22 protein-coding genes are annotated in these 25,263 nt (G+C 44.5%); 5 read left to right on the top strand and 17 right to left on the bottom strand.

Features of this window, described 5'->3' with window-relative positions; translation table 11 throughout:
• Positions 1-141: 141 nt before the first annotated feature.
• The gene (gene metE / locus BS614_RS18220; RefSeq protein ID WP_074095006.1) at positions 142-2,436 is read left to right on the top strand and encodes a 5-methyltetrahydropteroyltriglutamate--homocysteine S-methyltransferase; all 2,295 of its coding nucleotides are present in this window, start codon (positions 142-144) and stop codon (positions 2,434-2,436) included.
• Positions 2,437-2,610: 174 nt separating this feature from the next.
• Here the strand turns inward: metE and BS614_RS18215 are convergent, their stop codons facing one another.
• The 7 genes from BS614_RS18215 to BS614_RS18185 all read right to left on the bottom strand — a co-directional run bounded on the left by BS614_RS18215 (position 2,611) and on the right by BS614_RS18185 (position 8,047).
• Positions 2,611-3,162 (bottom strand): TlpA family protein disulfide reductase, encoded by a 552-nt coding sequence (locus tag BS614_RS18215; RefSeq protein ID WP_244898157.1) that lies wholly within the window; start codon positions 3,160-3,162, stop codon positions 2,611-2,613.
• A gap of 2 nt (positions 3,163-3,164) precedes the next feature.
• Complete coding sequence (locus BS614_RS18210; protein WP_036608081.1) at positions 3,165-3,878, bottom strand: ABC transporter ATP-binding protein; 714 nt, start codon at positions 3,876-3,878, stop codon at positions 3,165-3,167.
• A complete protein-coding gene (locus BS614_RS18205; RefSeq protein WP_036608083.1) occupies positions 3,871-4,692 on the bottom strand; it encodes an ABC transporter permease in 822 nt (273 codons plus the stop codon). Before BS614_RS18205 ends, BS614_RS18210 begins: the two co-directional genes overlap by 8 nt.
• 28 nt (positions 4,693-4,720) lie before the next feature.
• Positions 4,721-5,302: a nitrous oxide reductase accessory protein NosL gene (locus tag BS614_RS18200; protein ID WP_074095004.1), complete on the bottom strand. Its 582-nt coding sequence runs from the start codon at positions 5,300-5,302 to the stop codon at positions 4,721-4,723.
• Positions 5,299-6,687 (bottom strand): right-handed parallel beta-helix repeat-containing protein, encoded by a 1,389-nt coding sequence (locus tag BS614_RS18195; RefSeq protein ID WP_244898156.1) that lies wholly within the window; start codon positions 6,685-6,687, stop codon positions 5,299-5,301. Before BS614_RS18195 ends, BS614_RS18200 begins: the two co-directional genes overlap by 4 nt.
• Positions 6,688-7,004: 317 nt before the next feature.
• Positions 7,005-7,679 (bottom strand): bacillithiol biosynthesis deacetylase BshB2, encoded by a 675-nt coding sequence (gene bshB2, locus BS614_RS18190; protein WP_074095002.1) that lies wholly within the window; start codon positions 7,677-7,679, stop codon positions 7,005-7,007.
• 23 nt (positions 7,680-7,702) lie between these two features.
• On the bottom strand, positions 7,703-8,047 hold the full coding sequence (locus BS614_RS18185) for a YojF family protein (protein ID WP_017688572.1): 345 nt from the start codon (positions 8,045-8,047) through the stop codon (positions 7,703-7,705).
• A 269-nt stretch (positions 8,048-8,316) separates the two neighbouring features.
• On the opposite strand from BS614_RS18185, the gene BS614_RS18180 reads away from it, so the two are divergent.
• Complete coding sequence (locus tag BS614_RS18180) at positions 8,317-9,102, top strand: DUF817 domain-containing protein (RefSeq protein WP_036608089.1); 786 nt, start codon at positions 8,317-8,319, stop codon at positions 9,100-9,102.
• Positions 9,103-9,195: 93 nt separating this feature from the next.
• Here BS614_RS18180 and BS614_RS18175 read toward each other — a convergent pair whose 3' ends face one another.
• The 5 genes from BS614_RS18175 to BS614_RS18155 form a co-directional block, all read right to left on the bottom strand.
• Complete coding sequence (locus tag BS614_RS18175; RefSeq protein WP_074095001.1) at positions 9,196-9,894, bottom strand: hypothetical protein; 699 nt, start codon at positions 9,892-9,894, stop codon at positions 9,196-9,198.
• 141 nt (positions 9,895-10,035) lie between these two features.
• Positions 10,036-10,944: a UDP-N-acetylmuramate dehydrogenase gene (murB, locus tag BS614_RS18170; protein WP_425320280.1), complete on the bottom strand. Its 909-nt coding sequence runs from the start codon at positions 10,942-10,944 to the stop codon at positions 10,036-10,038.
• A gap of 115 nt (positions 10,945-11,059) precedes the next feature.
• Positions 11,060-13,090, bottom strand: coding sequence for a methyl-accepting chemotaxis protein (locus BS614_RS18165; RefSeq protein ID WP_074094999.1), 2,031 nt, complete (start codon positions 13,088-13,090; stop codon positions 11,060-11,062).
• A gap of 233 nt (positions 13,091-13,323) precedes the next feature.
• Positions 13,324-14,304 (bottom strand): SDR family NAD(P)-dependent oxidoreductase, encoded by a 981-nt coding sequence (locus BS614_RS18160; protein WP_074094998.1) that lies wholly within the window; start codon positions 14,302-14,304, stop codon positions 13,324-13,326.
• Between the two features lie 169 nt (positions 14,305-14,473).
• Entirely contained in the window at positions 14,474-15,136 is a 663-nt protein-coding gene (locus tag BS614_RS18155) for a hypothetical protein (protein WP_074094997.1), read from the bottom strand.
• 163 nt (positions 15,137-15,299) lie between these two features.
• Between BS614_RS18155 and BS614_RS18150 the strand changes: the two genes are divergently transcribed.
• Complete coding sequence (locus BS614_RS18150) at positions 15,300-15,974, top strand: class I SAM-dependent methyltransferase (RefSeq protein WP_074094996.1); 675 nt, start codon at positions 15,300-15,302, stop codon at positions 15,972-15,974.
• A gap of 83 nt (positions 15,975-16,057) precedes the next feature.
• Here the strand turns inward: BS614_RS18150 and BS614_RS18145 are convergent, their stop codons facing one another.
• From BS614_RS18145 to BS614_RS18125, 5 genes are all read right to left on the bottom strand, one after another.
• A complete protein-coding gene (locus BS614_RS18145; RefSeq protein ID WP_074094995.1) occupies positions 16,058-17,461 on the bottom strand; it encodes an outer membrane protein assembly factor BamB family protein in 1,404 nt (467 codons plus the stop codon).
• A gap of 195 nt (positions 17,462-17,656) precedes the next feature.
• The gene (locus BS614_RS18140) at positions 17,657-19,708 is read right to left on the bottom strand and encodes a serine hydrolase domain-containing protein (protein WP_074094994.1); all 2,052 of its coding nucleotides are present in this window, start codon (positions 19,706-19,708) and stop codon (positions 17,657-17,659) included.
• 110 nt (positions 19,709-19,818) lie between these two features.
• On the bottom strand, positions 19,819-21,117 hold the full coding sequence (locus tag BS614_RS18135) for a GHKL domain-containing protein (protein ID WP_074094993.1): 1,299 nt from the start codon (positions 21,115-21,117) through the stop codon (positions 19,819-19,821).
• A gap of 1 nt (position 21,118) precedes the next feature.
• Entirely contained in the window at positions 21,119-21,859 is a 741-nt protein-coding gene (locus tag BS614_RS18130) for a LytR/AlgR family response regulator transcription factor (protein ID WP_074094992.1), read from the bottom strand.
• A gap of 196 nt (positions 21,860-22,055) precedes the next feature.
• Entirely contained in the window at positions 22,056-22,820 is a 765-nt protein-coding gene (locus BS614_RS18125; protein ID WP_074094991.1) for a YheC/YheD family protein, read from the bottom strand.
• A gap of 202 nt (positions 22,821-23,022) precedes the next feature.
• On the opposite strand from BS614_RS18125, the gene BS614_RS18120 reads away from it, so the two are divergent.
• Both BS614_RS18120 and BS614_RS18115 read left to right on the top strand, forming a co-directional pair.
• Positions 23,023-23,832 (top strand): DUF6492 family protein, encoded by an 810-nt coding sequence (locus tag BS614_RS18120; protein WP_074094990.1) that lies wholly within the window; start codon positions 23,023-23,025, stop codon positions 23,830-23,832.
• A 17-nt stretch (positions 23,833-23,849) separates the two neighbouring features.
• Positions 23,850-25,223: a sugar phosphate nucleotidyltransferase gene (locus tag BS614_RS18115; protein ID WP_074094989.1), complete on the top strand. Its 1,374-nt coding sequence runs from the start codon at positions 23,850-23,852 to the stop codon at positions 25,221-25,223.
• Positions 25,224-25,263 lie beyond the last annotated feature (40 nt).

The following is a 25,263-nucleotide window of genomic DNA, read 5'->3' as shown; positions in this document are numbered from 1 at the left end:
ATACTCGTTAGTTCAACTTATATAGCATACACCTTTGGATATAGCCCTAGGCTATAACTAGGTATAATTTAATGGAATTACATTATAACTCCGGATCTGTGATAAATTTTGTGTAACATAAAAGCAGAGGGGTTTTAAACGATGACAAAAAGTAGTGTATTGGGATATCCGCGTATTGGTGCTGATCGGGAATGGAAGAAAGCGTTGGAAGCGTTCTGGGCAGGCAAGCTGGAGGAATCAGAATTTCACGCACGTTTGCAGGAGATCCGCATCGATCATTTGCGCAAGCAACAAGCAAAAGGCATCGACATCATTCCGGTTAATGACTTCAGCTATTATGATCATATCCTGGATACGGCCGTGATGTTTGGCATTATTCCTAAACGTTTTGCTTATGATGGTGGCTCGGTTCCGTTGTCTGTATATTATGGCATTGCCCGTGGAACGAAAGATGCCGCAGCAAGTGAAATGACAAAATGGTTTAACACCAACTATCACTACATAGTACCTGAACTGGACGGGGCTTCCCCAACTCTGACGGAGAACAAACCACTTCTCGCTTATCGTGAAGCAAAAGAAAAACTCGGCATTGAAGGGAAACCGGTTATTGTTGGACCGCTAACCTTCCTGAAGCTCTCCAAAGGCTATGATAAATCCGAGACAGACGCTTGGTTAGACCGCTTGCTTCCACTCTATACTCAATTGCTTCAGGAACTTGCGAGCGAAGGCGTTCAGTGGGTGCAGGTCGACGAACCTATTCTGGTAACCAAATTAAGCGATGAAGACGTACAGCGTCTGAATAAAATATATCAAACATTTGCCGCAGCCGTTCCAGGTCTGAATATCATGCTGCAAACGTACTTTGAATCTGTCGAAAACTACAGCGACATTGTTGCACTGCCAGTTCAAGGTGTAGGACTTGATTTTGTACACGGACTCTCTGGTAACACACAATCCATTCGGACATCCGGTTTCCCGGCAGACAAAGTGCTTGGTGCAGGTATTATTGATGGACGTGGGATCTGGAAAGCTTCCCTTCAAGCAAAACTGAATTTGCTGAATGAATTGACTGAGTTCGTGACACCTGAACGTATCATCGTGCAATCATCTTGCAGCCTGCTGCATGTGCCAGTTACAACAGAACGTGAGACAAAACTTACATCTGAACTGAAAAATGCTCTTGCATTTGCAGATGAAAAGCTGGATGAGATCGTTCTTTTGACTACAGCCTTATCTTCACCGAGTGCAGAGATTACCGCCAAAATAGACGAAGCTGAGCTTACCCTTCAGGCGCTTCAGCAATCCGAAGATCGGAACCGTACCGCTGTACAGAAAGCCGTTGCGTCCATCAGTGTTCAACAGCCAGAGCGATCCCGTCCTTTTGCAGAGCGTCATGAAGCCCAACAGGCCAAATGGCAATTGCCACTCTTCCCGACAACAACGATTGGTAGTTTCCCACAATCTGCTGAAGTCAGAAAAGCACGTCAGTTGTGGCGCAAGGGTGAGTTGAACAACGAACAGTATGCTGCCTTCATCCGGGATCAGATTGATATCTGGATCAAGATTCAAGAAGAGATCGGAATTGACGTACTGGTACATGGCGAGTTTGAGCGTACCGACATGGTTGAATTCTTTGGCGAGAAACTTGCCGGTTTTGCCTTTACACAGTTCGGCTGGGTACAATCATATGGTTCCCGTTGCGTGAAGCCACCTATCATCTTCGGAGATGTTGCGTTTACTGGTGAAATGACGGTTGAAGAAACGAAATATGCCCAATCGCAGACTGAGCGTCCTGTCAAAGGCATGTTGACTGGCCCGATTACCATCATGAACTGGTCATTCGTACGCGAAGACATTGCTCGTGAGCAGATTGCCTATCAATTGGCGTATGCGTTGAGACAGGAAGTCGAAGCACTTGAACAGGCAGGCATTGGCATGATACAGGTTGACGAGCCGGCTGTTCGTGAAGGGCTTCCGTTGAAAGAAAATGAACAAGCTGATTACCTGGCTTGGGCAGTCAAAGCGTTCCGTATCTCCACGTGCACGGTGCATGAAACGACTCAAATTCATACGCATATGTGCTATTGCGAATTCCATGACATGATTGATTCCATTGAAGCTATGGATGCGGATGTTATCTCCATTGAGACATCCCGTAGTCACGGTGAACTGATTCATAGTTTTGAAGAAAATACGTATGAGCTCGGTATCGGTCTTGGCGTATATGACATCCATAGTCCACGTGTTCCGAGTGTAGATGAAATGAGCAGCATGATTGAACGTGCCCTGCGTGTTCTTGATCCGAAGCTGTTCTGGATTAACCCGGACTGCGGATTAAAAACCCGTGGACAGGAAGAAACGGTAGCTTCTCTGCGTAACATGGTTGACGCAACCAGAATCGCTCGTAACAATCACGCTTCAGCTGCTGTATTGTAATCGGCTGCGAAGCAGCATATCTTCAAAAGTAAAGCCGGACACCCCTTCGTTAAATGGGTGTCCGGCTTTTTATCTGGTTACTTTTTGTAGTTACTTTTAACGCAAATTCATTTCACTTGTAACATGGCGATCTCTGGCGTTCCTGCCCCTTTTCTCACCATCCAACGCTTACAACTAGATACTATCTTTCAGCCATTGCTGCAATGGTGTATCTTCAGTCAGTTCACCGAGCAATATATGACGGAACTCTCCGTCCTTATCAATAACCATTGTTGCGGGCAAACCCGTTATACGATACATACCTGATATGTTGCCCGTCACATCAATGATCACCGGGAAATCAAACGCCTGCTTATCCATAAACTCACGAATCGTACCCTTCGATTCTCCCACGTTAACAAACAGGGTTTCCACGTCGGTCTGATAGTCCTGAGCAATCTGGTGAACGAGCGGCATCTCCCTTACACAAGGTGTGCACCATGAAGCCCAAAAGTTAATCATGACGGCTTTGCCCCGATAATCCGACAGTCTGACTTGTTCGCCTGCTGAATTAACCGCTGTGAACTCAGGGGCTTTTGCACCTGCTTCAATGGCGTTTCCACGCCCAGACTCGGGTGTAGATACATTTTCGAAAATGGCCCATGTACCTGCTAACAATGCGATTACACCAATCAAAATTGTAAGTGTACGTCTGCTTTTAAAACTTTTTTTCTGCAATAAACTCACCTTCACTTTAAACCAAGACTTTGATGGAATGCTGCATGGAGCGAACCGAATTGATCACAAAAGTCGTGAGTAGAGCCCTCTCCAACATTACGTCCATGATTCATGAATATCACCTGATCCGCAATGTCGTCTGCAATCTCCAACTGATGGGTCGAGAACACGACCATGTGGCCTTCCTGTTTGATGCCCTTGAGCAGCTGAGTTAATTCCTGCATCCAGAATGGGTCCAATCCATTCGTTGGCTCATCCATGATGAGCAGTGGAGGTTTCGACAGCACAGCCTGGGCGAATAACACACGTTGGCGCATGCCTTTGGAGAAGGTCGTAACCCGGTTTTTCTTTTGATCCTCCAAACCTACCATGGTCAGTACTTCCTGTACTCTCTCCTTGGGAACTTTCCTCAGAGAAGCCCAGAACAGAAGCATTTCCTCCGCACTCAGTCCTTGATTAAATTGATAATCGTCCGGCATATATCCAATCTGCTCTGAATAACGCTTGCGCTCCTTCAACCATCGTACATTGTTCACTGCAACCTCACCGGAGGTAGGCCGAAGAATTCCTGCGATCATACGCAGCACCGTGCTCTTTCCTGCACCATTCCCTCCACAGAGGGCAAGCACTTGGCCTGAAGTAATGCGAAAGGAGATATCCTCAACAATCGGTTGCTTTTTAATGGATTTGCACAATCCCATCACTTCGAGTCCCATCTTATCCATGAGAACGCCCCCTCTCCCAGATCGCATATACCGCCAAGACAGAGAAGGCAATCCAGAATAGGCATATCCCGATGAAGATCCAACTGCCACTTGGTTGTTGCACCCACTCCACCCATCGATAATATTCTGGTCCAAGAATGGAGCCGCCTCCCAGTTTGATGACTACAAACAATCGCACCAGCTCGGCCGGATTGATGAGCGTTAGTATAATCAGCAGCGGTTTCACCCATAGATAAGGCATCAGTCCCAGCACAGAGAGCAATAAGGTCGGCCATCCAATGACTGCAAAAAACCATACGGTCACGGATATGGTTAACGCCTGCCACCGATTGCGCGACAACGAACCGATAAATAGCGCCAACGTCAGGAATAACAACACCAGTCCACAAGAAAATGCCAGAAAGAGAAGATATGTCACGGCATCCAGTGGATTCCCGATTACTCCGCTAATAACCCCCATCAGGCCGTATCCAAACGCAACAATGGTAATTAAAACAATCGACAGCCCAAGATACTTGCCCACAATAAAAGACATCGTGCCAATGGGATACGTGGACAGCAGTTGCCAGCTACCGTCTTCCTTTTCGGATGTTAGTGAGAAGGAACCGAGGAACAGCGTCATTAATGGTAAGAGGTAAAGAATGAGATTCAACATCGAACCTGTTGTGCCCGAATATCCTTCAACCAGATTCTGCGAATTCAGAAGTAACAAGCTTAAGCTAAATGTGCAAAAAAGGATCAGAAACGAATACGCCCAAGGATTGCGAAATCCCATTTTCACTTCTCGTCTTGCAATCTGTATCATATCTGACATCATTGATCACCATTTTCTATTGTCATACTTAGTGGCCTGACTCTTCTTTCATCTCACCTTCCTGATGCATCTCGTTACCGTCTCCTTCTTCACCATGTCCGTGCTCATCATGCCCATGTTCACCCATCATGTCCATATTCTCTGTGTTCTGTTTCCAGTCATGAGAGGCAAGATCCTCAGCGGTCATAATGGTTCCTACACCTTGCTCTGCAATGAAAGCTTCAGCCGAGGGCTTGTCCTTAAAGTTAAGAATTCCATAGGCCATAGGTGTACGCAATGAAGCGTCGTATACATACGTGGCTTTGCTGTATTCAATCCATTCCTTGTCATTATAGTCACGTACATAGTCCATGCCGATGTTATCTGTGCCATTTTCTGTTTTCCACTGGTTCATGCAGCCGATATCATCGAACTTGTAATTTTGGCCGTCTTTCGTAGTGAGCTGTGTTGCATATGCATCGTCCTTCACCTGCATTTTACAGATCGCACAGATATCCACGTCTTCATTGATCGGCAATGCCGCGTATTTTGTTCCGCAAGCGCTTAACAGCACCATGCCAAACATAAGTACCATGAGGAATGTCCATCTTCTGTTCAAGCTTTTGTTCATTTTCGTAATACCCCCATATAGATGATTATAAAAGTTGCCATACCCAACAGAATTAACCCGAACAACCACACCACATTGGAATCTGTAGCACTTTCTACTGACATGTGCAGATCAGATTCCGTATCCATACTCATTCGTGGCGATTTGTCGGTAGTCCATTGTTCTCTGCCTTCTGTAAACAACTCACTCAGAAAGACCATACCCGGTGATTGGAAAAAGAGCTGATACGCTGAATTTCGACTGACCAGTTGCTCATAAAAAGGATTGATGGCATAGGATATTTCACTGATCCCATCCCGATTCAGATCGAGCCCCTGAAAGGAGTCCCAGTAGTTCTCCATCAGGACATTATTCGGGCTATCCAGCGCCGAAGCTTCAATGACATTAGACACCAATTGGTTACGTGTAAACTCATTAGCTTCTGCCAGAACAAGCTGTATGCCAACAAAATTCCGAAGCACCGCATTGTCATGGATCTCATTGCCCGATGACTCTGCAATATTCATGCCGACACGATTACCCTCCACCACATTGTTGTGAATTGAGGATTGATGCACGTCATACAACAAAATCCCTTGAGAATGAACATTAGTACTCTGTTTGCGAAAAGAATTGCCCGATATGACCGTATTCTTGACGCCCATAATCATGGCACCTGTCATGTTCTCCTCTCCGATATTGTCCATGACAGAAGAGCCGTCAATGTACATACAGTGGATGCCGTACCTTGTATGTAACAGCCTGTTATTTTGCACCGTAGACTTGCGACTGTTTTCCAGATAGATTCCATCCCTCATGCCAGTGATCTCATTGGCTTCAATGAAGCTATCATGGGAGTTGTACAGATCAATGCCATTGCCCTTCTGGCCACTGGAAGCAGAATCAGCCCCGGCCCACGTAATGTTGTTCCGCTGAATCGTTGCCTGACTCGAATTCCGGATGATCATCCCATACCCTTGGGTCTGAATATGAAAATCCGTGATTTCACTGTTTTTCCCTTCAACCTGAATCGCTGCGGTCTGTTCATTCGCATTATGCTCAATCGTAAACCCCCTTAACTTCACCCCATCCGACTGAATAGTTATTGTAGAAGTGGTTTCCTCATTCACGACTATGACCGTAGGATCACCCTGAATGGTGATGTTCTTATCAATCGTTACAGGGCCTGAATATCGACCTGATGCAAGTACAATGACTTCTCCTGGCGCAGAACGGTCAATCATAGGCTGAAGGGGAATGAGATCACGATGTCCGGAGGAGGCAATGACTGCACCGTGTGGAAGGGATAGCAGGAGCATCATCATTCCGATTAGAAAAATGAAACCCGTAACCCGACTCTTCTTACAACTGTTGAATACACTCAAGCCTGCCCAAGGATTACTCATAATTCAAACCGCGCAATTCCGGCTTCTTGTTACAGTTGCTTATTGCTGTGGCAATGTATTCAACGGGTCTTACGTTAATCCAAAATATACGTTGATTGTACACACCATCCCTCCATTCCACTTAAAATCAACTCTCCATGTTCCTCATCCATTGAAGCAACGTAATAAATGAAGCGTTATCACAATCCTGATCATAGTGTACTTAAAATGATATTTATTCCATATAGCTCAATTAGGCTATAGACGCTCCATTTTTGTGTCGATATTGTGATGTAAATCAAAAAAAGCCGCCATATAGGCGACTTCTAAGTAATATATTATTCAAATGGATAGGTCCAAAATGTTTCTCTGCCAAAACGTTTCTTGATTTCTTCATTATTCAGCTCACGATTTCCTACAAGCTCTGCTGCCTGGAATTGTGAACGATGGGCACGAATGGACGCCATTTTTCGATCCAAAAATTCGGATACGTCAACAAATACATCCGGTTTGCCAATGTACTGTTCCTGATTATTAGCGAACGCAACGCAGTGAACAATCGGACGTTCATCCACAGGAAGTTTAGCGATTGTACGTATAACAGCGGCTCCCGTTGCATCATGATCGGGATGAACACTGTACCCCGGATAGAACGTAATGACCAGCGTGGGGTTCAACTCTTTAAGTAGCGACATGATGGTATCTTCCAGTAACTGTGGGTCTTCGAACTCCAGCATTTTATCGTGGAAACCCAGCATTCTCAGGTCCTGAATACCAATCGCTTCAGAAGCTTCGATGAGTTCCTGTTTACGGATGCCAGGCAACGTCACTCGGTTGGCAAATGGAGGAATCCCCATATTGCGCCCCATCTCGCCAAGTGTTAGACAAGCATAGGTTACATGGGCACCGCCATCTATGTATTTGGCTAACGTTCCCGATACAGAGAAAGCTTCATCATCTGGATGTGGATACACCACCAAGATGCGCTCATGCTCGTTGTGTGTAGTATTCATGGTTATTCAATCCTCCGCTTTCATCAGAACATCTCTCGGCTTAATTGTAACGCCACAACTAGTTTACCCTGGCTGTCGTGACCGGCGAGAATCAGTCTTTCTTGTTCCTGCTCATCAATATGTGTAAGTCCTTCGGCGTAAAGCCATCCCTGCGTTGTTTTCAGACCAACACGGTATGGACCTGTACCTGAAATGGACCCCTGCGTATATCGTATGGCCGCATTAGTAATGAATGCCGATGCTGGATGTTTTGTACTGTCCATGTGTTGTGCGTAAGCACCTGACGTAAGTTCTAGATGTACGTATAAGTCCTGATCAGCAAGATTATTGATCCGGAGCTGAATGTCTTGAGGTTTAATCGGTTGCATAGCGGCCTCCTTATCTAATGTAATTGTACGAACTTCATTTTAACATAACCACACAAGAGAATATACATGGAGTGACCCTGTCGACCTCACATAGAGCCCTCTCATGATGATTCCAGTTTGAAAACAAGAACAGATTTGCGTGGTTTTTTCTCTTTTTATTCATGGATCATATCTATATTATGAAGTGTAGGCAAAAACGCCCGTGATGAAGAACCTTAAATTTTAAATGAATCTTGCTCCAACATGTTTGGAAAGGAGTTTAACTCGACTTGAAATCTCTAATACAACTACTTCATTTTGGCTATCATCAGGCAATGAGCTGCATATTTCCCGTAGCGATCTTTGGAACACTGGCACTGTCCAGCGTAATTCCTATTCCTTTCCTTCATCGATATGATGCCATTCTGCTCGTATTGCTTGCTGTGCAGTACCTAATGTATCGAAGCGGCTTGGAAACCAAGGATGAAATCAAGGTCATCTGTGTATTTCACATTATTGGCCTGGTGCTAGAAATCTATAAAGTATGGATGGGATCATGGTCATACCCTGAGCAAGCATACAGCAAAATCCTGGGTGTCCCTCTTTATAGTGGATTCATGTATGCAAGTGTAGCCAGTTTTATGTGTCAGGTGTGGCGAAGACTGCGGATGGACATGACCGGATGGCCTGGTTTTGCACCTTCGATGCTGCTCGGAGCAGCCATCTATATTAACTTTTTCACTCATCATTTTATGCCCGATTTTCGCTGGTGGCTGACGGCGCTTGTATTTATTGTCTTCTGGAAAACCTGGATTATTTACCGGGTAAGAGCAACGACCTATCGAATGCCCTTATCGCTTGCTTTTATCATCGTTGGTTTCTTCATTTGGACTGCTGAGAACATCGCTACATTTTTCAATGCCTGGAAATACCCTGATCAGCATGATGCCTGGCAACTGGTTAGCTTTAGCAAAATTAGTTCGTGGTTCCTGCTGGTCATCATCAGTGTCATCATCGTTGCGCAGCTCAAATATGTGAAGGCCAATCGAACCGCAGATGATCCAAAGTCCAGGTAACTATTTATTCTCTAACCGTAAAACAGCAACAATCTTAGACTCGTACCTAAAGTCTTCGAATGCCGCTGTTTTTTACTGGAGTTCTATTTGAGATTATTCAATAAATAATGAGCCAAAGCCATCTGCCTCTTCAATGTCTTTGTTGATTAAGAGGCTCTCCTTTTCATCATATGCTTTGATTGTATAAGGAGGAGTAGCTGATGAAGGCAGGAATGCATACCAGATTTGTTGGTTCTCACCTGCCTCAACCAGCTTCGCATCGAAAATTTCAGGCTTTCCATTTTGCTTGATTTCAACAGTTACACGTTTGATAGTGGAGTCTATGATGTCACCAAATAACATCGGTAACGGGGCCGAGACTTTTTCTAATTTCGGTATGCTCATATAATTCAACGCAAACTTGGATTCAACTGATTCATTAATGGAATATCCTCCACCCCATACCCATTTCCATCCGAAAATGTTCTTGCGGGTATACTCCATCTGAAGATTACTGTTATTTTCCCGACCCTTTTTTTGTGTAAACAAAATCATGCCCCCGTCCACAGCCTCCTGATGAATGAATTGGGAGGTATAAGATTCACCTCTAAATTCTTGAACGGCCCCTTGAGGACTGTTCGCTATAGGAATACGTATAGGTTCATTCAATCCCCAAACTTTGGATATCCGTTGATCGGCTAGCCCACCAGCTCGTTCATTCATATACATATATGCCAAGATTGACAGGGGCGATAGTAAAATTACCATTGCAGAGATTAGCAAAATTCTCCTGTTACGCTTGATTATCTCCATGTACACTCCTTATGATAACGATGAAATATTAAATACAATCACTCTGATATTACCATAATTAGCATATGAGTTCTTGTTTGAGTATAATTCATACAATCAAAAAAGGCCGCCATTGGCGACCTTTCAAGTCATTCATCAAAGCTATTCTCCCAGAAAGATTACTTCGGTTTCCAAGTCAACTTGGAACGTATCATATACTTTCTTCTGAATAAATTGGATCAGATCCATATAATCCTGGGCAGTAGCGTGATCCACATTTACGATGAAACCTGCATGCTTCATGGAGATTTCAGCGCCTCCGATGCGAGTGCCCTGCAAGTTACAATCCTGAATCAGTTTACCGGCAAAATGTCCTTCGGGTCGTTTAAATACACTTCCACAAGAGGGGAATTCAAGCGGCTGCTTGGATTCTCTTAGGAACGTTAATTCCTTCATTTTGCTTGCAATATCTTCCTTGTTTCCTTTTTTGAGCCCGAATTCGGCCTCCAGTATGATATAGTGATCCATCTTGAAGAGACTATTTCGATAACCAAACTTCATCTCTTCTCGCGGAATCTCCAACACTGCACCGTCTTTGGTGATCACAGTCGCACGTTCCACAACATCGGCGATCTGACCGCCATAAGCACCCGCATTCATGTAAAGTGCGCCCCCCGTGCTGCCAGGAATGCCACAAGCAAACTCCAAACCGGTCAAGCTATGCTCCAAAGCAAGTCTGGATACATCAATGATATCAACGCCGCTTTGAGCAATCATGCTGTCCTCATTCACTTTAATTTGATCGAAGTGGCTAAGAGAAATCGTTACTCCCCGGATGCCCCCGTCTTTAATAATGACGTTTGAGCCTTTTCCAATGACCGTCAGAGGTAACTGATGTAAGTTGGCAATTTCCACGATTTTAGTGATTTCGTCTATCGTTGTTGGATGGATGAGAATATCTGCGTTGCCACCTATTTTAATAAACGTGTGATTTTTTAGTGGTTCATTGAATTTCACTTTTTCCAAAGGTATCTGATGCTCAAAAATATTCATGATTTTCTCTCCCTGAATTCATAAAGAAATGATTGCACCATCGCGAAAATGAGATGCTCCTTCTTTATTATATGCTAAATAGGAGATTTTGTTTGAAATTATGTTGTTTTCATAATAATTAATGGTATTCTCTTTAGATTTTGAACTTTTCTGTGAGTTCCTGAAGACGTGATGCCATGCGGGCCAGATAAGAAGAAAATGAGTTGATCTCTTGCATGGAAGCAAGCTGTTGCTCTGTTGCGGCAGATACTGTTTGCGCTCCTTCGGCCGTTTCCCGCGAGACATGAGAAATGTCCTCGATTTTCGCCACCACATGGGAGGTTTCTTGAACGATATTATCGGCCATGGTGGACACTTCGCTGGCTTTGCTGTTCACCGTATCCACGGACAAGGTGATTTCGTCAAAGAGCTGGCCCGCCGTATTCATTACGTTCATCCCTTTGGAGACTTCACCAATTGCCTCAACCATGGATTGATCTGCATGCTGGATTCCTTCGTTAATGCTGCCAATTAGTGTGGTGACTTGCTTCGCTGAATCAGCAGCTTGCTCCGCGAGTGTACCTACTTCTCTGGCTACAACAGCAAAGCCTTTACCATGCTCACCTGCCCGTGCAGCTTCAATGGACGCATTCAAAGCCAGTAAATTGGTCTGACGGGAGATGTCCGAGATCACCTTGATAATTTGCCCGATCTCCAACGAAGTCTGAACCAGATGGTTAATGCCATCCGACACACGGTTGACAGAATGGTGGATAGTTCCCATTTGCGCCACAGCGCCATTGATAGCCTGCCCACCCTCCTTTGATTTCTCTGCAACATGTTCTGTAGCTAAAGCTGTTGCTGAGGCGTTATTTGCGATACGACCAATTTGTTCCGCCACATGATGAATAGTACGCAGACTTGCTTCAACCAGCGCGACCTGTCTGTCAGCGCCTTCCGCCATCTGTTCAATCGTTTCAGCGATATGCCCTGTTGCCGTTGCACTTTGTCCCGCATTAGCGGATAACTGTTCCGAAGCAGTGACCAGTTGATTAGATGAATTCTTCACCTCGGATACAATGGAATTCAGGGAACCGACCATAAGGTTGAAGGCATCCCCCAACTGACCGAGTTCATCATTTGAATGAATGGCTGCGCTTTGGGTCAAATCTCCCCGACTGACTTCCTCAGATACATCATTTAATGTTTTGAGCGGTTTGGTGATCGAACGCACGATCAGGATTGTCATCCCTATCCCTAGCAGGGCAAACACGGAGATGACCATTAATGTATTGTTCCAAATGGGTTTGGCTGCTTGCACGATCTCGATCGGCGAGCGATCCCCTGCGATTTTCCAGCCCGTAAGCTGATTGGTAATATAGACGAGCTGACGTGTCTCTCCTTCAGGAGAGCTTTGCGCAATTTGGCCGGAGTCGCCCTCAAACATCGTTGTCCCGGGTCCTCCATCACCTTGAGCGGTGTCTTGTTCTGCATCGGAAGAAGAGTTGAGCGGTGTTGCACTACCATTTGCCGCATCCTCACCCTGAGAACCTTCAGTTCCCCATGGCGGAGTTACGATCATAGAGCCATTCGCGCCAAAAATGACGACAAAGCCGTTATCTCCAATTTTGATCTGGCCTACAATCTCTTGCAGAGTGCTTAAATCAAGGGTTACGGCGACGACTGACTTGCTGTCAATAGACGCTTTCGCTAAGGTGACTACCGTGTTACCCGACTGTTCCGAAGTGAACGGCTCTGTCAGAACAACCTGTCCTGGATCAGCCATCGCCTTTGAATAGAATTCGCTCTCCAGAGATTTATCGTTGCCCGGCTTGCTCTGACTGGAAGAAGCGTACACATGCTGTCCGTCGTTGTTAACAAAAATAGCTGATTCGACCTCCGAATGGTTATTTGTATAGGCTTTTAATGCGGCTTCAGGAGTTGTAGATGTAATGGATTCGGCTAAGAGACCCACATCTGATTGTTTAGCTTGTATGTATTGGTTGACCATGCTGCTAACGAGCGATATGTCGGTGTTGGCCATGTTGGCTAGTTGTGTATCTACTTGCTGTTTAGCGGTAAAATAGGCGAATCCTCCGATAACCAGACTGGGAAGCAACAATACGATTAAAAATGATGCTACCAGACGGTTCCTGACCGTACCGATTTTTTTCTTGAATTTCATAGGCGTTTCTCCTTATGTATGATGTATCGTAGCTTATTCTCTATTAAGCATGAAATAGATGAGGGTACGATTAATTTCAACTTAAAGATATATGAAAGTTTTTCATGAAACTAAATGTTCTCTTTCGAAAATAAATAAAAAAACGCCTTGCGGAACCAGCATCTAGGCCGGATGAACACCGCAAGGCGTTTCTCATGCAATATCGTTATCTCGTGGACAAGAAAACTACATGATTATGAGAGTTCTATGTCTGTTTGAGTCAGCTTGGCCGATAGCTCCCATAAACGAATAGCTTGCTCGGGGTCGATAGCATACTTCTTGACCCCATAGAAACCTCCATCCTCAGGAGCCATTTCACTGATGTCACAATCCTCGCAGTAGACACCGCCTTTTTCCTCAAGCTGAGGAGAGGTTGCTGCCCAGACCTGCGTCGCTGCCCCCTGCTCAGGTGTTTTGAACGCAGGGTTGGCCACTTGTCCAGATTCATCAATCCAGCCCAGAGCAATCATTTCCTCTTTTGGCATATGACGCTGTAGTGGTGTCATAATTCCGCCTGGATGAACTGAGAAAGCCCGTACGCCGTGCTCTGCACCTCGACGATCCAGCTCAACACTGAATAAAATCGTTGCTGTTTTGGACTGTCCATAGGCAGGGAATTTCTCATAGCCATGTTCAAATTGGATGTCATCCCAACGAATAGGTGAGAAATGATGTCCCGCTGATGCCAAGGAAACAACACGTGCTCCCCCCTGACTTGCGAGTGCTGGCCATAACAGATTAGTCAGGGCAAAGTGTCCCAGATGATTTGTTGCAAATTGAGCTTCCCAGCCAGGACCAACCCGCGTCTCCGGGCAAGCCATGATGCCCGCATTAAGAATCAGCATGTCAATGTTCCGATCACTCGCCAGAAACCGCTCGGCAAAAGCACGAACGCTGGATAAATCAGCAAGGTCCAATGCATCTATTTCAACACCTTCCAGACCCGAAAGTGCTTCCTTCGCAACCGCTGGACGACGCGCAGTCACCACTACACGGGCTCCCGCATTAACAAGCGCACGTGTCGTCTCCAACCCGAGGCCGGAATATCCACCCGTTACAATAGCAAGCTGTCCTGACAAGTCCATATCTCTCAATACATCCTCCGCTGTACTGTTATGATTGAAGCCAGAGTCCATTTTATGTTGTAAAGTTCTAATATTATTTTCCTGTGTCATTCTGTTCATCTCCTTGGCAATATTTCTTCTTCTTCAAAGTCTACACCCTAGAGCGTACTCTAAGTCAAATGGAAGTGAATACATCACCTCGCAATTTTCTGTGCAATCTGTAAAGGTGAAAAAAGTCGCCAGTTGGCGACTCTCGTTGAAATGATTATAGTCATCTAATTTACGCATCACCCTGAACGGTGGATAACGAAACAAGGACCGGACTGGCGAAATCAGAGGCCTCTTCTCCTTTTGGATTATGAAGACGGAATAGAAATGCGTCCCCTTCTTCTGATTTCCAGACCATATAATCGCTAATACCTTCTTCACCAGAGGCCTGAAGATAGAGCTCGGCATAACCAAGCGGGTGTTCTACCAGTTCTCCACTATAATCGGATACCTTACCGGCTTTTACTAATTCTTCTTTACCCGCTGTCTCCAGTTCTGCCAGATTATAATCCGAAGGCAGTGGTTCAATATCCACATAATAGTCAGCGTTACTAGTCAGTGACAGACGGCCTTGAGTAGCATCAAATGTGAATTTCTCGAATACGTACAAGGAAAATCCTTCTCCTTGTTGCAAGGTCGCCTCTAGTGATTGATTGCCATCTGCGGTCAACATTTCAAAACTTGCGGTCTGTGGACGCTCCGTTTCATTTGCTTCTTCTGTTCCATCTGTTTCAGATGGTTGTTCATTTTCTGTTGAAGGTGCTGGAGCAGGTTCACCTACTGGCATTGATGGTTGAGGGTTAGGCAAAGGTTCATAACTACCAGAGCAAGCTACAAGTGTTAGAACTATAACGATTAACGAGATACTCATCATAATAGAACGTGGTTGAAACATCAGGTGCATTCCTCCCTGTCTATATTCTGCGCTTACATGTTATTACCCATGGCAGAGACTCGGAACCCATAGGTCCAACCTATGAGTTTATCCATAATCAGTATTTCCCTTGATGCCTTTAAGTTTGTAAAATATGGAGAAAACCTCAAGGAGTGATGAGCACATGGAATTCTCAGTAAAGCAGCTGTTTGATAAGGTAGCCCAAGATTATGATGTGCAGCGAAAGCAGCTTATCCCTTGTTTTGATGATTTTTATGGAATGGCTCTGGATCTAATGAAAAGCCCGCTCGATTCTCCACGTATTCTTGATCTGGGTGCAGGAACGGGACTGCTCTCCGGATTGGTCCTGCAAAAGTATCCCAACGCGCGATTAACCCTGATCGATATTAGTGATCAAATGCTCGAAGGAGCACGTCGAAGATTTGCTGATGCAAACCAAGTACAGTATGTGATCGGGGATTACTCCAAGTACGATTTCACCAGTTCCTACGATATGATTATTTCCTCCCTGTCTATTCACCATCTGCCCCACGCTGACAAGAAAAAGGTGTTTGACTCTGTACACAAGTTGTTAGAACCAGGTGGATGCTTCATCAACGCAGATCAAGTTCAGGGAAGAACCCCCGATACGGACACCTATTACCGCCAGCGCTGGTTAGAAGCGATTCATCAAAGTGGTTTGTCTGAGGAAGCCATCTCGGCTTCAATAGAAAGACGCAAGGTGGATATCAATGCCACGCTGGAGGATCAATTGGTGTGGTTGGAGGAAGCGGGGTTTCGCGTGGCAGATTGCATGTACAAATACTTGGACTTTGCAGTGTTTTATGCGCAAAAATAAAAAAAGACCGGATTATGGGCAGCTATGCCGTAATCCAGTCTTCTCACATGATTTTTGTTCAGCGGCAGATGCAGGTAAATCATTTATTTCAGCGACGCTGGCAGCTTAACGCCGAGAAGTTTGCCTTCGGCTTGGATGATGATCATTCCGTTTGTCTTCAACGTCGTGTTGTGCAGATCTCCACCGGTGGAGACGCGGAAGACCGACTGACCCGACATCATGTTGAGGACAAGCAGTGTGCCGTTACGTTGTGCTCGATACATCCCTTTGCCGTAAACATCAATCTGAGAAACGGGGGCATCACCATGCCACTGGACCTCTTGACTATTAGCCAGCTTGATGCCTGTAAGTTCTCCCGTGTTTCCGTTTTTGAAGATCAACCTTTCCTGTGTAACGCCAAGCCATACCATATTTTCGCCGTAAGGACGGTGAAAAGTTCGAAGTGGCGCGGTTCCTGGATTGCTTGAGGTCAACGAATACTCCGCTATCTTATCCCCTTGTAGAATGTATAGTTTGTCTTTATTGGAAAATATCCCTCCATACCCATTCACATACGGTGGATCCCCCGGCATGGTCCACTTATACTCCTGACTTCCTTTTAACACACCGGTCTTCAGATTGTACGCATTCACTTTCCATTTGCGTTCTGGTGAAGAATCGTCATTTTCCAACATCGAAGAATAGTAGTCCGCTGAGTATACAAGACCGTCTTTGATCTGAATAGCTTCCCCCTGACCAAAATGACCCCATAGCTTCTTGCCCGTTTTCTTGTCATATGCATTAAGCTGTAAGGATGTAAGTGCCCCTTGGACAAAAAAGGTTCTCAGCACCACACCATTAGATTCTCTCAGATACTCAGTACCATTACCTTCACCTAATGGTTCATCTGCTTCCCAGCGCAGTTTGCCTGACTGGATATCCAGTGCAAACGTTGTACTCCCCTTAATCACGTAGAGGGTATCCACCGTTGGAATCAGAGCTTCCGTACGGTTATACGTATCAATCCAGGTGGATGTGCCTGACTGCCATTTTGCTTTGCCTGTCTTCGCATTCAAGGCATATGGCTTGTGATCAATGGTCAGTCCGTAGAGAATCCCGCTTTGATAGGTAATATAAGGAGTCAGTTCTTTGCCGTAAGTCCACAGCCGTTTACCTGTTGTCGCATCGAGTGCAATCAGCTTCGATCCAGCAAACGTGAATACTTTGCCTTCTTCTGCGATGGCATTAACTCCAACATACGTCTCGTTCATATTCAGATAGTTATCTACTTTCGCTGTCCAAGAAGGTTTCAGTTCAGGTACAGTGATTCGTTGATACGAATACCAGTTACGGATGGATACATCCGATGCTTCAGCATGTGCCTGCGATGGCAACACGCCGATAACGCCGTGAACCATCAGCATTCCGACAGTAATGCCTGCAATGATGGGTCTTCTTGCTCTTCTTTTCCATTCCTTATTCATTTGACGTTTATGTATATTGAACATGGTAAATGAATTCCTCCTGTTATTAAAATCCTGAGATATAACTACATAAACATAACGTGTGATAGGTCCAAATAGTTACCGGATTGTTAAATTATTCAAAGAAAATATTAAAAAAGCCGCCACCAGGCGACTTCTTGATAACTGTATTTTTTCGGTGATAAGTTGCGAACGTGACTCATTAATGAAGTTTCTGCTTTACTTTAGTTGGATCTGGAAGACATCCCCCGCATCACCACCAAAAACGATAAAACCACTTTTCGGGAGTTTCGTCGATTCCTGATTGGTTGCTACAGAGAAGTCAACCATTTCCCCTTTATCATTATACACTGCATAACCTCCGGTCTTGGGAGAATCCACCGTGATGGATTTGTTACCCGATCGGGCGTCGATCGCATACCACCGGGCTTGACCGTTTGCCGGAATAGTCGTAATTCCTTTTTTCCCACCAAAGATTGGAGTAATCGCATCCTCGGCAATGTATTCTTGCCCATCCTGGAGCAAAATCTCGGCGCCATTCTTTGTGTAAAATTGCAGATCAAACGCGTCTCTTCCGTTCATTACAGGAATCTCGGCGATATTCTCTGCGTTGTTTGCATCCATGATTTGCGTGCCATTAGCATAGCCATTTTTGGCGTCAACAGACAGGTTCTTGATCAGCATCGATGGAAGCAGATAAAAGATCGATGTTATTTTTTCATCCAATGCGTAATATTTCGAGCCGTCACGAGCTGTCCATTTCTCTTTGGTTGCTGCGTCAAGCGCATTATGATCCAGTTTTTGATAATCATACGTGTTCATTACCGTTTGACCTATGCCGGGTAACGTTATCATGCCTTGAACTTTAACATACACCTTGTCATTACTTTCCTTCACAAAACTAGCTTTTACACTGCCATCCGCACTTGTAAAATGTTCGTCCCCTGTGTACACATATTTCTGCTCTGGAATAATTCCACCCAGCAAAGCAGGCAGTTGCATCTCACCATCCTTAATCGTTATATCCAATGTCTCTCCTACCGTACCATAGAGACCGGAGTACGCGCTTAATTCTGTTGGCATCTTCACTTTGTCGGGTGACGAGAAGGTCTGATCGGGTTTAACCTTGTCAATGATGCCTTGATCCGCCAGAACTTCCAGCAGCACTTTGCTGGCAAACATCTGATTGTAGATGGAAGATCCGCCAGATGATAGAACCGCCATTGAAATATCATGTTCAGGTATAGTGATTAACACGGCATGGTACAACATGGTATCCCCGCCTTTGGCAAGCGCGGTAACCCCATAATCGCTGAAAGGTGCAAGGTCAACCGAATCCCATCCCAAGCCATAATTGATCGTATTTTGCTCATCAGATACCCATATGCCCTTACGATATTCATGAGATTGCATGGCCTTCACAGCAGATTCGGACAGAATATCCGGTCTGTTCCCCATTAAAACCTCTCCGAATTGACTCAATTCTTCTGCGGTAGAATACACTCCGCCTGTGCCGATAATGTTTGCATTTTCGGTAGGCATCTTCATCTCAAGTGTAGGCCAATAGGTTTCGGATAATTGCGCTCTGTCAAAGGAATCTAGTGGTGTCTTCGTTGATTCCAACTCCAACGGCTCGCTGATATACTTGGCGATATATTCGCTGTAGCTTAATCCGCTCACCCGTTCAACCAGGATTTCAAGCAATTGAAAACCGTCATTGGCGTAGACGGAGTATGCGCCAGGTTTGGATTTCAGTTTTTCGGACTGAAGCTTGAGCAATAACTCATCATGATTGCGGGTATCATTATCGTCAAACAACATGCTGTTTCCATAATGTGTACCGTATAGACCGGATGAATGATTCATCAACATGCGCGGTGTGATTTGAGTATAGCGCGCATCTGCCATTTTAAAGTCCTTGATATACGAAGTAAGCGGCTCATCCAGATCTATTTTACCGGAATCGACCAGCTTCATGGCGGCTGCCGTAACAACCATTTTGCTAACCGAACCTATGCCATACATGCTATCCTTGTCTATTGGCTTCTTTGATGCCTTATCGTGCAATCCGACACTATCTGATAAAATATATTCCCCTTCATCCATGATCGCATATTGCACACTGGTGACACCGTAGTTTTGCACCATCTCCTTGGCGATCTGCTCCGCCCGTGCCTCAATCGTACCGCTGTTATTCGCCTCTGCTCTGACATCTGCCAGCGGTGTAATTACAAGCACCGCTGTACATAAAAGACTAATTAGTTTCTTCATCATATGTCCTCCCTCAAATGTTCTTATGAATGAATTCATCATATCCGGGAAGAGACTGATCAAACGCAAACGGACCCTGAATGGAAAAAAACAACCCCTGAACGGCATGTTCAGGGGTTGTCGGTGTGGAACGGAAGCACGACCATGTTGTTAAATTTCCGATGCTGATGCTCAATACTCATATGTCCACCATATTTCTCGCACATTCGCGATATATTGGTTAGACCGATCCCATGGTACTCCGGATTGGGCTTGTCACTTTTCAAGTCAACGATCGGTTGCTCCACATGATTCATAATTTGGATGACCAGTGTAGATGATGTGGAGTGAATGGCAATCAGGATGTATCGATCCTCGGCCTGTCTAACTTTCTTGGAGGCCTCAATTGCGTTATCGAGCATGTTACCCAGCACCACACACAGATCGTACCGATCGATCTGGATATGCTGCGAGTGGAGCTGGATTTTGGTGTCGATTTTGATCCCGTTTGCCTGCCCCATAGCCAAGGTATTTGTAACGAGTGCATCAATGACCAGATTGCCAGAGTTCACCCGCTGATACGCACCTTCAATGGTATTTAATGTAGACTTAATATGGTCACCTGCCGCTGCCAGTTCGTTACGTTGGATACATTCATCAATATACAGAAACTGCTGATTGATATCATGGATGATGGATTTAATGTTTTTGAAACTGTGAACGGTTTTCTCATAGTTGGCATCCTGGTAGTCCATCTGACGCTGTAACTGGGTATTTTCATGCGCAAGCTGTACCTTTTCCACCATGTTATCGAATACATATACAATGAACACGTTGAGAAATAGCGAGCCTAGTACAGAAAAGACGTAGAATATGTTTTTTTCACTATATATGGAGGCCACATTGATCTGATAGATCGTAATAATGGGTACGATAAGAAACAGCAAATAATAACGATAATGCACGGCAAAACTTCTGCGTTTAGCCACTAAACGTACAATTTGAATAACAATAAACATGATACTGCAACCAACCAGCATCACCTTGGAAAGAATCCAGTGGTCTTCTCCATTGAACTGTTCCCATGAAATGAAATCTGTGGATTCCAAAACTCCGAGAATATATACAGCTATCGTATTTGCCATAGTAATTAGAACCGCATACAGGATGGTAAAAACAAGCTTGATTTTGAACTCCACTTCATAGGACTGTGCCAGACTGAAGATTAACAGCAGAGCAACAGCAGTAGAAACGATGTCCGAGAAGGAAGAAACCAAATAAAAATAACAAAGCAGGATAAAAACGATGAAATAGATCGCTCTGCGCGGCTTTCGTCTGGACTTGCCCAACACAGAATCAAAATAAAAATTCGCTTGAAATGCCATAAGTAACGTCACAAAGATGATGGAAAAGATCATATAGGTATCCATATCATTGAATCCTCATGATCATATATTTGGTGTAGGCATCCTTGATTTCTTTGACCTTGGATCGACCTATGGGCAGTTCCGTTCCATTCAACATAATGACTTGGGTACCGGAAAACTTCTGAACATGCATCAGATTGATGATAATCGAGCGATGGATCTGCAAGAAACCATGGTCTTTCAAACCACTAGCGTAGCTGGATAAAATGCCTTTGGTTTCATGTACATTTTCCTGTGTCACAAAATTCAACTTGTTCTTGATCGTTAAACTTTTGACGACCTCAATCCAGAGAATATCATCATATTTCAGCAGCAGTTCATCATAGTCTGACTTGATTAGTACATACTTTTTGTCCAATGCCTGAAAATATTGACACAGCTTAATCATCTTTTCCTCGAAAACTTGTGGCTGGATTGGCTTGATCAGATATTGAAAGGTGATGACATCAAAGCTCTCCACCATATATTCCGGGTAACTGGTCAGAAACATAATCTGTACATCCAGAAACTTCATGTTCCTGATCTCTTTAGCGGTCTGAATCCCGTTCATTCCGCCCATCTCCACATCCAAGATGAGAATATTGAATGTATCCCCAACCTCTCTGTAGTGTGAGAGCAGTTGTTCACCAGATGTGAATAGGCTAATTTGAAAATCAAAATTGGTTTTTAGAGATAAGGAGACCAGCATGGATTTCACACGTTCTCGTTGCTGCTCCTCATCATCACAGATTGCAATATTGAACATGGGGGAACATCCACCTTTCATCGACATCGACTCTGAATTTCACTCTCGAATATACTATTTTAGCATAGGTTTCGGAGTCGAATTGGGATGAAATGCATTATTCCGACCCTAAAACGCAGATCAACAAAAAAAGTCGCCACATTGGCGACTCTTGAGCTTGTAACCTTCTCCAGCATTCTATGAAAAGTCCAGTCTGTTATTTTGTTTTTTTGGGGAAAGCATGGCGGTAATATCGTATTACCTTGCGATACATCGTCTTGTCCTTTAATTGATTGAATATATATGGGTCAGGTTTGACATTTACTTCAATAATCCAGGGTTTCAGACTGTGGTCAAGGCCGATATCCACACCAATTTGCTTAAGATGCGGGTACTTTTTTTTCATATGACGAGCTATGCGCAGGCTAAGCTCATTCATCTCTTGAATCAGTTCGTTTCTGCGTTTGGTGGATGCATGTGATTTTAGCAGCTTGTGAATATCCATCGGTGTACCACCACTATGATAATTGGTTACGATTTTCTTTGGATGACCCAGTCGCCCGATGATTCCGGTAGCTTCCCAATGTTTGGTCGGGCTTAGCTGTATCATGACACGGATGTCAAAACGTCTGTTATTGTGCTTAAGCAGATGGATTCCTCTCTGAATCAGATAACTTCTTTTATTCACCAGACGAGTCAGACTGTTATAAAACGATTCAAAACTGTCAAACGTCAGACGTTTTTGCTCGATCTGATAGACAAAATGTTGATGACTTTCCATCTCGGCCTTAATAACACCCATCCCGAAAGTACCTCTCTCGGGTTTGACATAGACCATTCCATATTTGCTGATCATGGATTTCAGATTCGTCTTGTTATATTTCTGTGTGTCGGGGATAAACGGTTTAATTAATTCATTATTAATGATCAATTTTGTTTTTAACCACTTGCTTCTTAACGGCTGCAACTTATCAACTCCCATGTCGTAAACTCTCCCTTCAGCAACCGCATCAAAGCCTGCTGTTTGATCAAGATCCTGCAAGCATTATATGTAATACCGATAAAGGAACCCTCAACAAAAGCCCCTATTCGTAAAAATGTATATTTGCACATGCCCTGACCAAAACACTTTTGCACACATACCATATAATGAGTCATCACGATTTGTGCAAGGAGTTGAGAAGATGTCCGTCCAGCCTGGAATCCGGTTGAATAATGCGCCTAAGATTGATGTTCTTATACCAGCGATCGAGAAAGATTTGGCTACCCTTCCCCTCGTCATCGATAACATTCGCCGTTATGTAAAACATCCCATTGGAAGCATATATATTGTTTCTCCGGTCAGCACCAAAATCAGAAAACTCTGTTCCCTTAAAAACTGCATTTTTGTTAATGAGCGATCCGTCCTGCCTATAACCAAAAACGACATACACTACCAGTCCTCCCGATGGAATCGGTCAGGCTGGTTATATCAGCAGTTGCTCAAAATGAACGGAGATTCCATTGTGAAGGCAAAGTACTTTCTAGTCATGGATGCAGATACCGTACTGATTAAACCTCATTCATTTCTTGTAGAAGGCAAAACAGTCTTTTACTGCCGTGACTGGAGCCAGCCGGAATATTTCAATACCTACCGCAAGTTGTTAGGCATGAAAGCTCCGCGTCCCCGCTCTTTTGTCACCCATTATATGCTGTTCGACAAATCGAAACTCGCTGCCTTAAAACAGAAAATTGAAGCGGTTCATAAGCTGCCATGGTACAAAGCGATCATATCTAATATCAATAAGAAGAAACAGTTTGGTTTCTCCGAGTATGAAACGTATGCCAATTTTATGTATACGAAAAACCCAGGCAGCATGATCCTTAGAAGTTCCAAGAATAAAAGTCTGAATGTGAACGCTTCTTCGTTAAAAGAGCAACAAATCCGCAATCTGGCTCTTAAATATCGTTCTCTTTCCTTTCATAAACGGAAAATCTATAGTAAAGCTCCCTGAGCTTAAGGAGGAAGCCCATGCATATCGTACTGCTGTGCGGCGGCTCTGGCAAAAGGCTCTGGCCGTTATCCAATGAGCTTCGCTCCAAGCTGTTCATAGATATACTTCCATCACCCGCTGGAGGTAGGGAATCCATGATCAGCAGAGTATGCCGCCAGCTTGACAGTTCATCCCTAACGGATTCAACGCTCATTATTTCACATCAGGACCAAGCTAATATTACGGCACGACATACTCGAGGCAAAATACCAGTCATCGGGGAACCTTATAAACGAGGCACTTTTACTGCGGCGGCCTTAGCGACGTTATATCTGCAATCCTTCCGAATGGCCAAAGATGACGATGTGATCTGTATCGCGCCAGCTGATGTGTTCGCAGGTGAAGATTTTTTCAGCAACTTCCAATTACTGCCGGACATATTGAAACATTCTCAAGCCGATATCGCTTTAATTGGGACAAGGCCTACACATGCTTCAGAACAGTATGGATACATCCTGCCGGGTGGGGAAGAACGTAATGCTTATGCGCCCATAACACAATTTATAGAAAAACCAGAAGCCACCATTGCTGAAACTCTGCTACAACGTGGGGCACTATGGAACTGTGGTGTGTACGCGTTCACCGTCGCGTTTATGATATCCCATATTAAAAAAATGGGGCTTCCGGTTCATTATGATCAATTGTTGTCCCTGTATGAAGCGTTGCCTGAACGAAGTTTTGACAAGCATGTTGCAGAAAAGGCGCAGCGGGCCGTAGTCCTGCCTTATAAGGGAGTATGGCAGGATATCGGAAGCTGGGATACGCTGTGCGCACAGTTAGATACCCATGTAATCGGACACGGTGAAATCTCGGGTTCTTCCTCCGATTCCTATATTATTAACGAGCTTCCCTACCCCATCCAAGTCATTGGCGTGCCAGGTATTATCGCTGCCGCAAGTCCGGATGGCATTCTCATTGCCAACAAAAATAATTCAAATGAAATTAAAGCGCAATTGGGTAACTTGCCATTAAAACCGATGTATGGTGAAGCAACCTGGGGCAATTATCGTGTCATTGAAAGTACGTTAGAAGATGAGAATAGAACAGTAACCACATTAAACATAACGGTTCTACCGGGCAAACATATCGGGTTGAACTGGCATAGAACTGGGTGTAGAGCATGGACCATGCTTGCAGGCAGTGGGCAAGTGCTTGTTAACGGAAAGGTCATGCAAGTGAGTATGGGCAATCAGTTTGCGATTACCAAGGAGAGTCTCTTTTCTATTCTGGCTGAAACCAGGATGGTGATCCTTGAGGTCCGGATCGGAGTAACAGAGGATAAAGACAACATACTTTTTGAAGAAGAAGATTGGAATGTAATCCTAAAAAGTGCAGGTTCATTTAACGCTTAATGGGAAAATGAACCGATTCAATCTGCGTGTCTTATAGCCC

Origin of the sequence: Paenibacillus xylanexedens (assembly GCF_001908275.1) — a bacterium.
Taxonomy (GTDB): domain Bacteria; phylum Bacillota; class Bacilli; order Paenibacillales; family Paenibacillaceae; genus Paenibacillus; species Paenibacillus xylanexedens_A.
Note: the sequence above shows the minus strand (reverse complement) of the source record. Positions and strands in the feature narration are given on the sequence as shown.

What these genes read in the sequence shown, in the direction of transcription:
- BS614_RS18205 (WP_036608083.1), bottom strand. Translation starts at nt 4,692, where the DNA reads ATGTCAGATATGATACAGATTGCAAGACGAGAAGTGAAAATGGGATTT.
- BS614_RS18155 (WP_074094997.1), bottom strand. Translation starts at nt 15,136, where the DNA reads ATGTTTCAACCACGTTCTATTATGATGAGTATCTCGTTAATCGTTATA.
- BS614_RS18160 (WP_074094998.1), bottom strand. Translation starts at nt 14,304, where the DNA reads ATGACACAGGAAAATAATATTAGAACTTTACAACATAAAATGGACTCT.
- BS614_RS18120 (WP_074094990.1), top strand. Translation starts at nt 23,023, where the DNA reads ATGTCCGTCCAGCCTGGAATCCGGTTGAATAATGCGCCTAAGATTGAT.
- BS614_RS18130 (WP_074094992.1), bottom strand. Translation starts at nt 21,859, where the DNA reads ATGTTCAATATTGCAATCTGTGATGATGAGGAGCAGCAACGAGAACGT.
- BS614_RS18145 (WP_074094995.1), bottom strand. Translation starts at nt 17,461, where the DNA reads ATGTTCAATATACATAAACGTCAAATGAATAAGGAATGGAAAAGAAGA.
- metE (WP_074095006.1), top strand. Translation starts at nt 142, where the DNA reads ATGACAAAAAGTAGTGTATTGGGATATCCGCGTATTGGTGCTGATCGG.
- BS614_RS18185 (WP_017688572.1), bottom strand. Translation starts at nt 8,047, where the DNA reads ATGCAACCGATTAAACCTCAAGACATTCAGCTCCGGATCAATAATCTT.
- BS614_RS18195 (WP_244898156.1), bottom strand. Translation starts at nt 6,687, where the DNA reads ATGAGTAATCCTTGGGCAGGCTTGAGTGTATTCAACAGTTGTAAGAAG.
- BS614_RS18125 (WP_074094991.1), bottom strand. Translation starts at nt 22,820, where the DNA reads ATGGGAGTTGATAAGTTGCAGCCGTTAAGAAGCAAGTGGTTAAAAACA.
- BS614_RS18150 (WP_074094996.1), top strand. Translation starts at nt 15,300, where the DNA reads ATGGAATTCTCAGTAAAGCAGCTGTTTGATAAGGTAGCCCAAGATTAT.
- BS614_RS18210 (WP_036608081.1), bottom strand. Translation starts at nt 3,878, where the DNA reads ATGGATAAGATGGGACTCGAAGTGATGGGATTGTGCAAATCCATTAAA.
- BS614_RS18115 (WP_074094989.1), top strand. Translation starts at nt 23,850, where the DNA reads ATGCATATCGTACTGCTGTGCGGCGGCTCTGGCAAAAGGCTCTGGCCG.
- BS614_RS18140 (WP_074094994.1), bottom strand. Translation starts at nt 19,708, where the DNA reads ATGAAGAAACTAATTAGTCTTTTATGTACAGCGGTGCTTGTAATTACA.
- bshB2 (WP_074095002.1), bottom strand. Translation starts at nt 7,679, where the DNA reads ATGAATACTACACACAACGAGCATGAGCGCATCTTGGTGGTGTATCCA.
- BS614_RS18165 (WP_074094999.1), bottom strand. Translation starts at nt 13,090, where the DNA reads ATGAAATTCAAGAAAAAAATCGGTACGGTCAGGAACCGTCTGGTAGCA.
- BS614_RS18135 (WP_074094993.1), bottom strand. Translation starts at nt 21,117, where the DNA reads ATGGATACCTATATGATCTTTTCCATCATCTTTGTGACGTTACTTATG.
- BS614_RS18175 (WP_074095001.1), bottom strand. Translation starts at nt 9,894, where the DNA reads ATGGAGATAATCAAGCGTAACAGGAGAATTTTGCTAATCTCTGCAATG.
- BS614_RS18200 (WP_074095004.1), bottom strand. Translation starts at nt 5,302, where the DNA reads ATGAACAAAAGCTTGAACAGAAGATGGACATTCCTCATGGTACTTATG.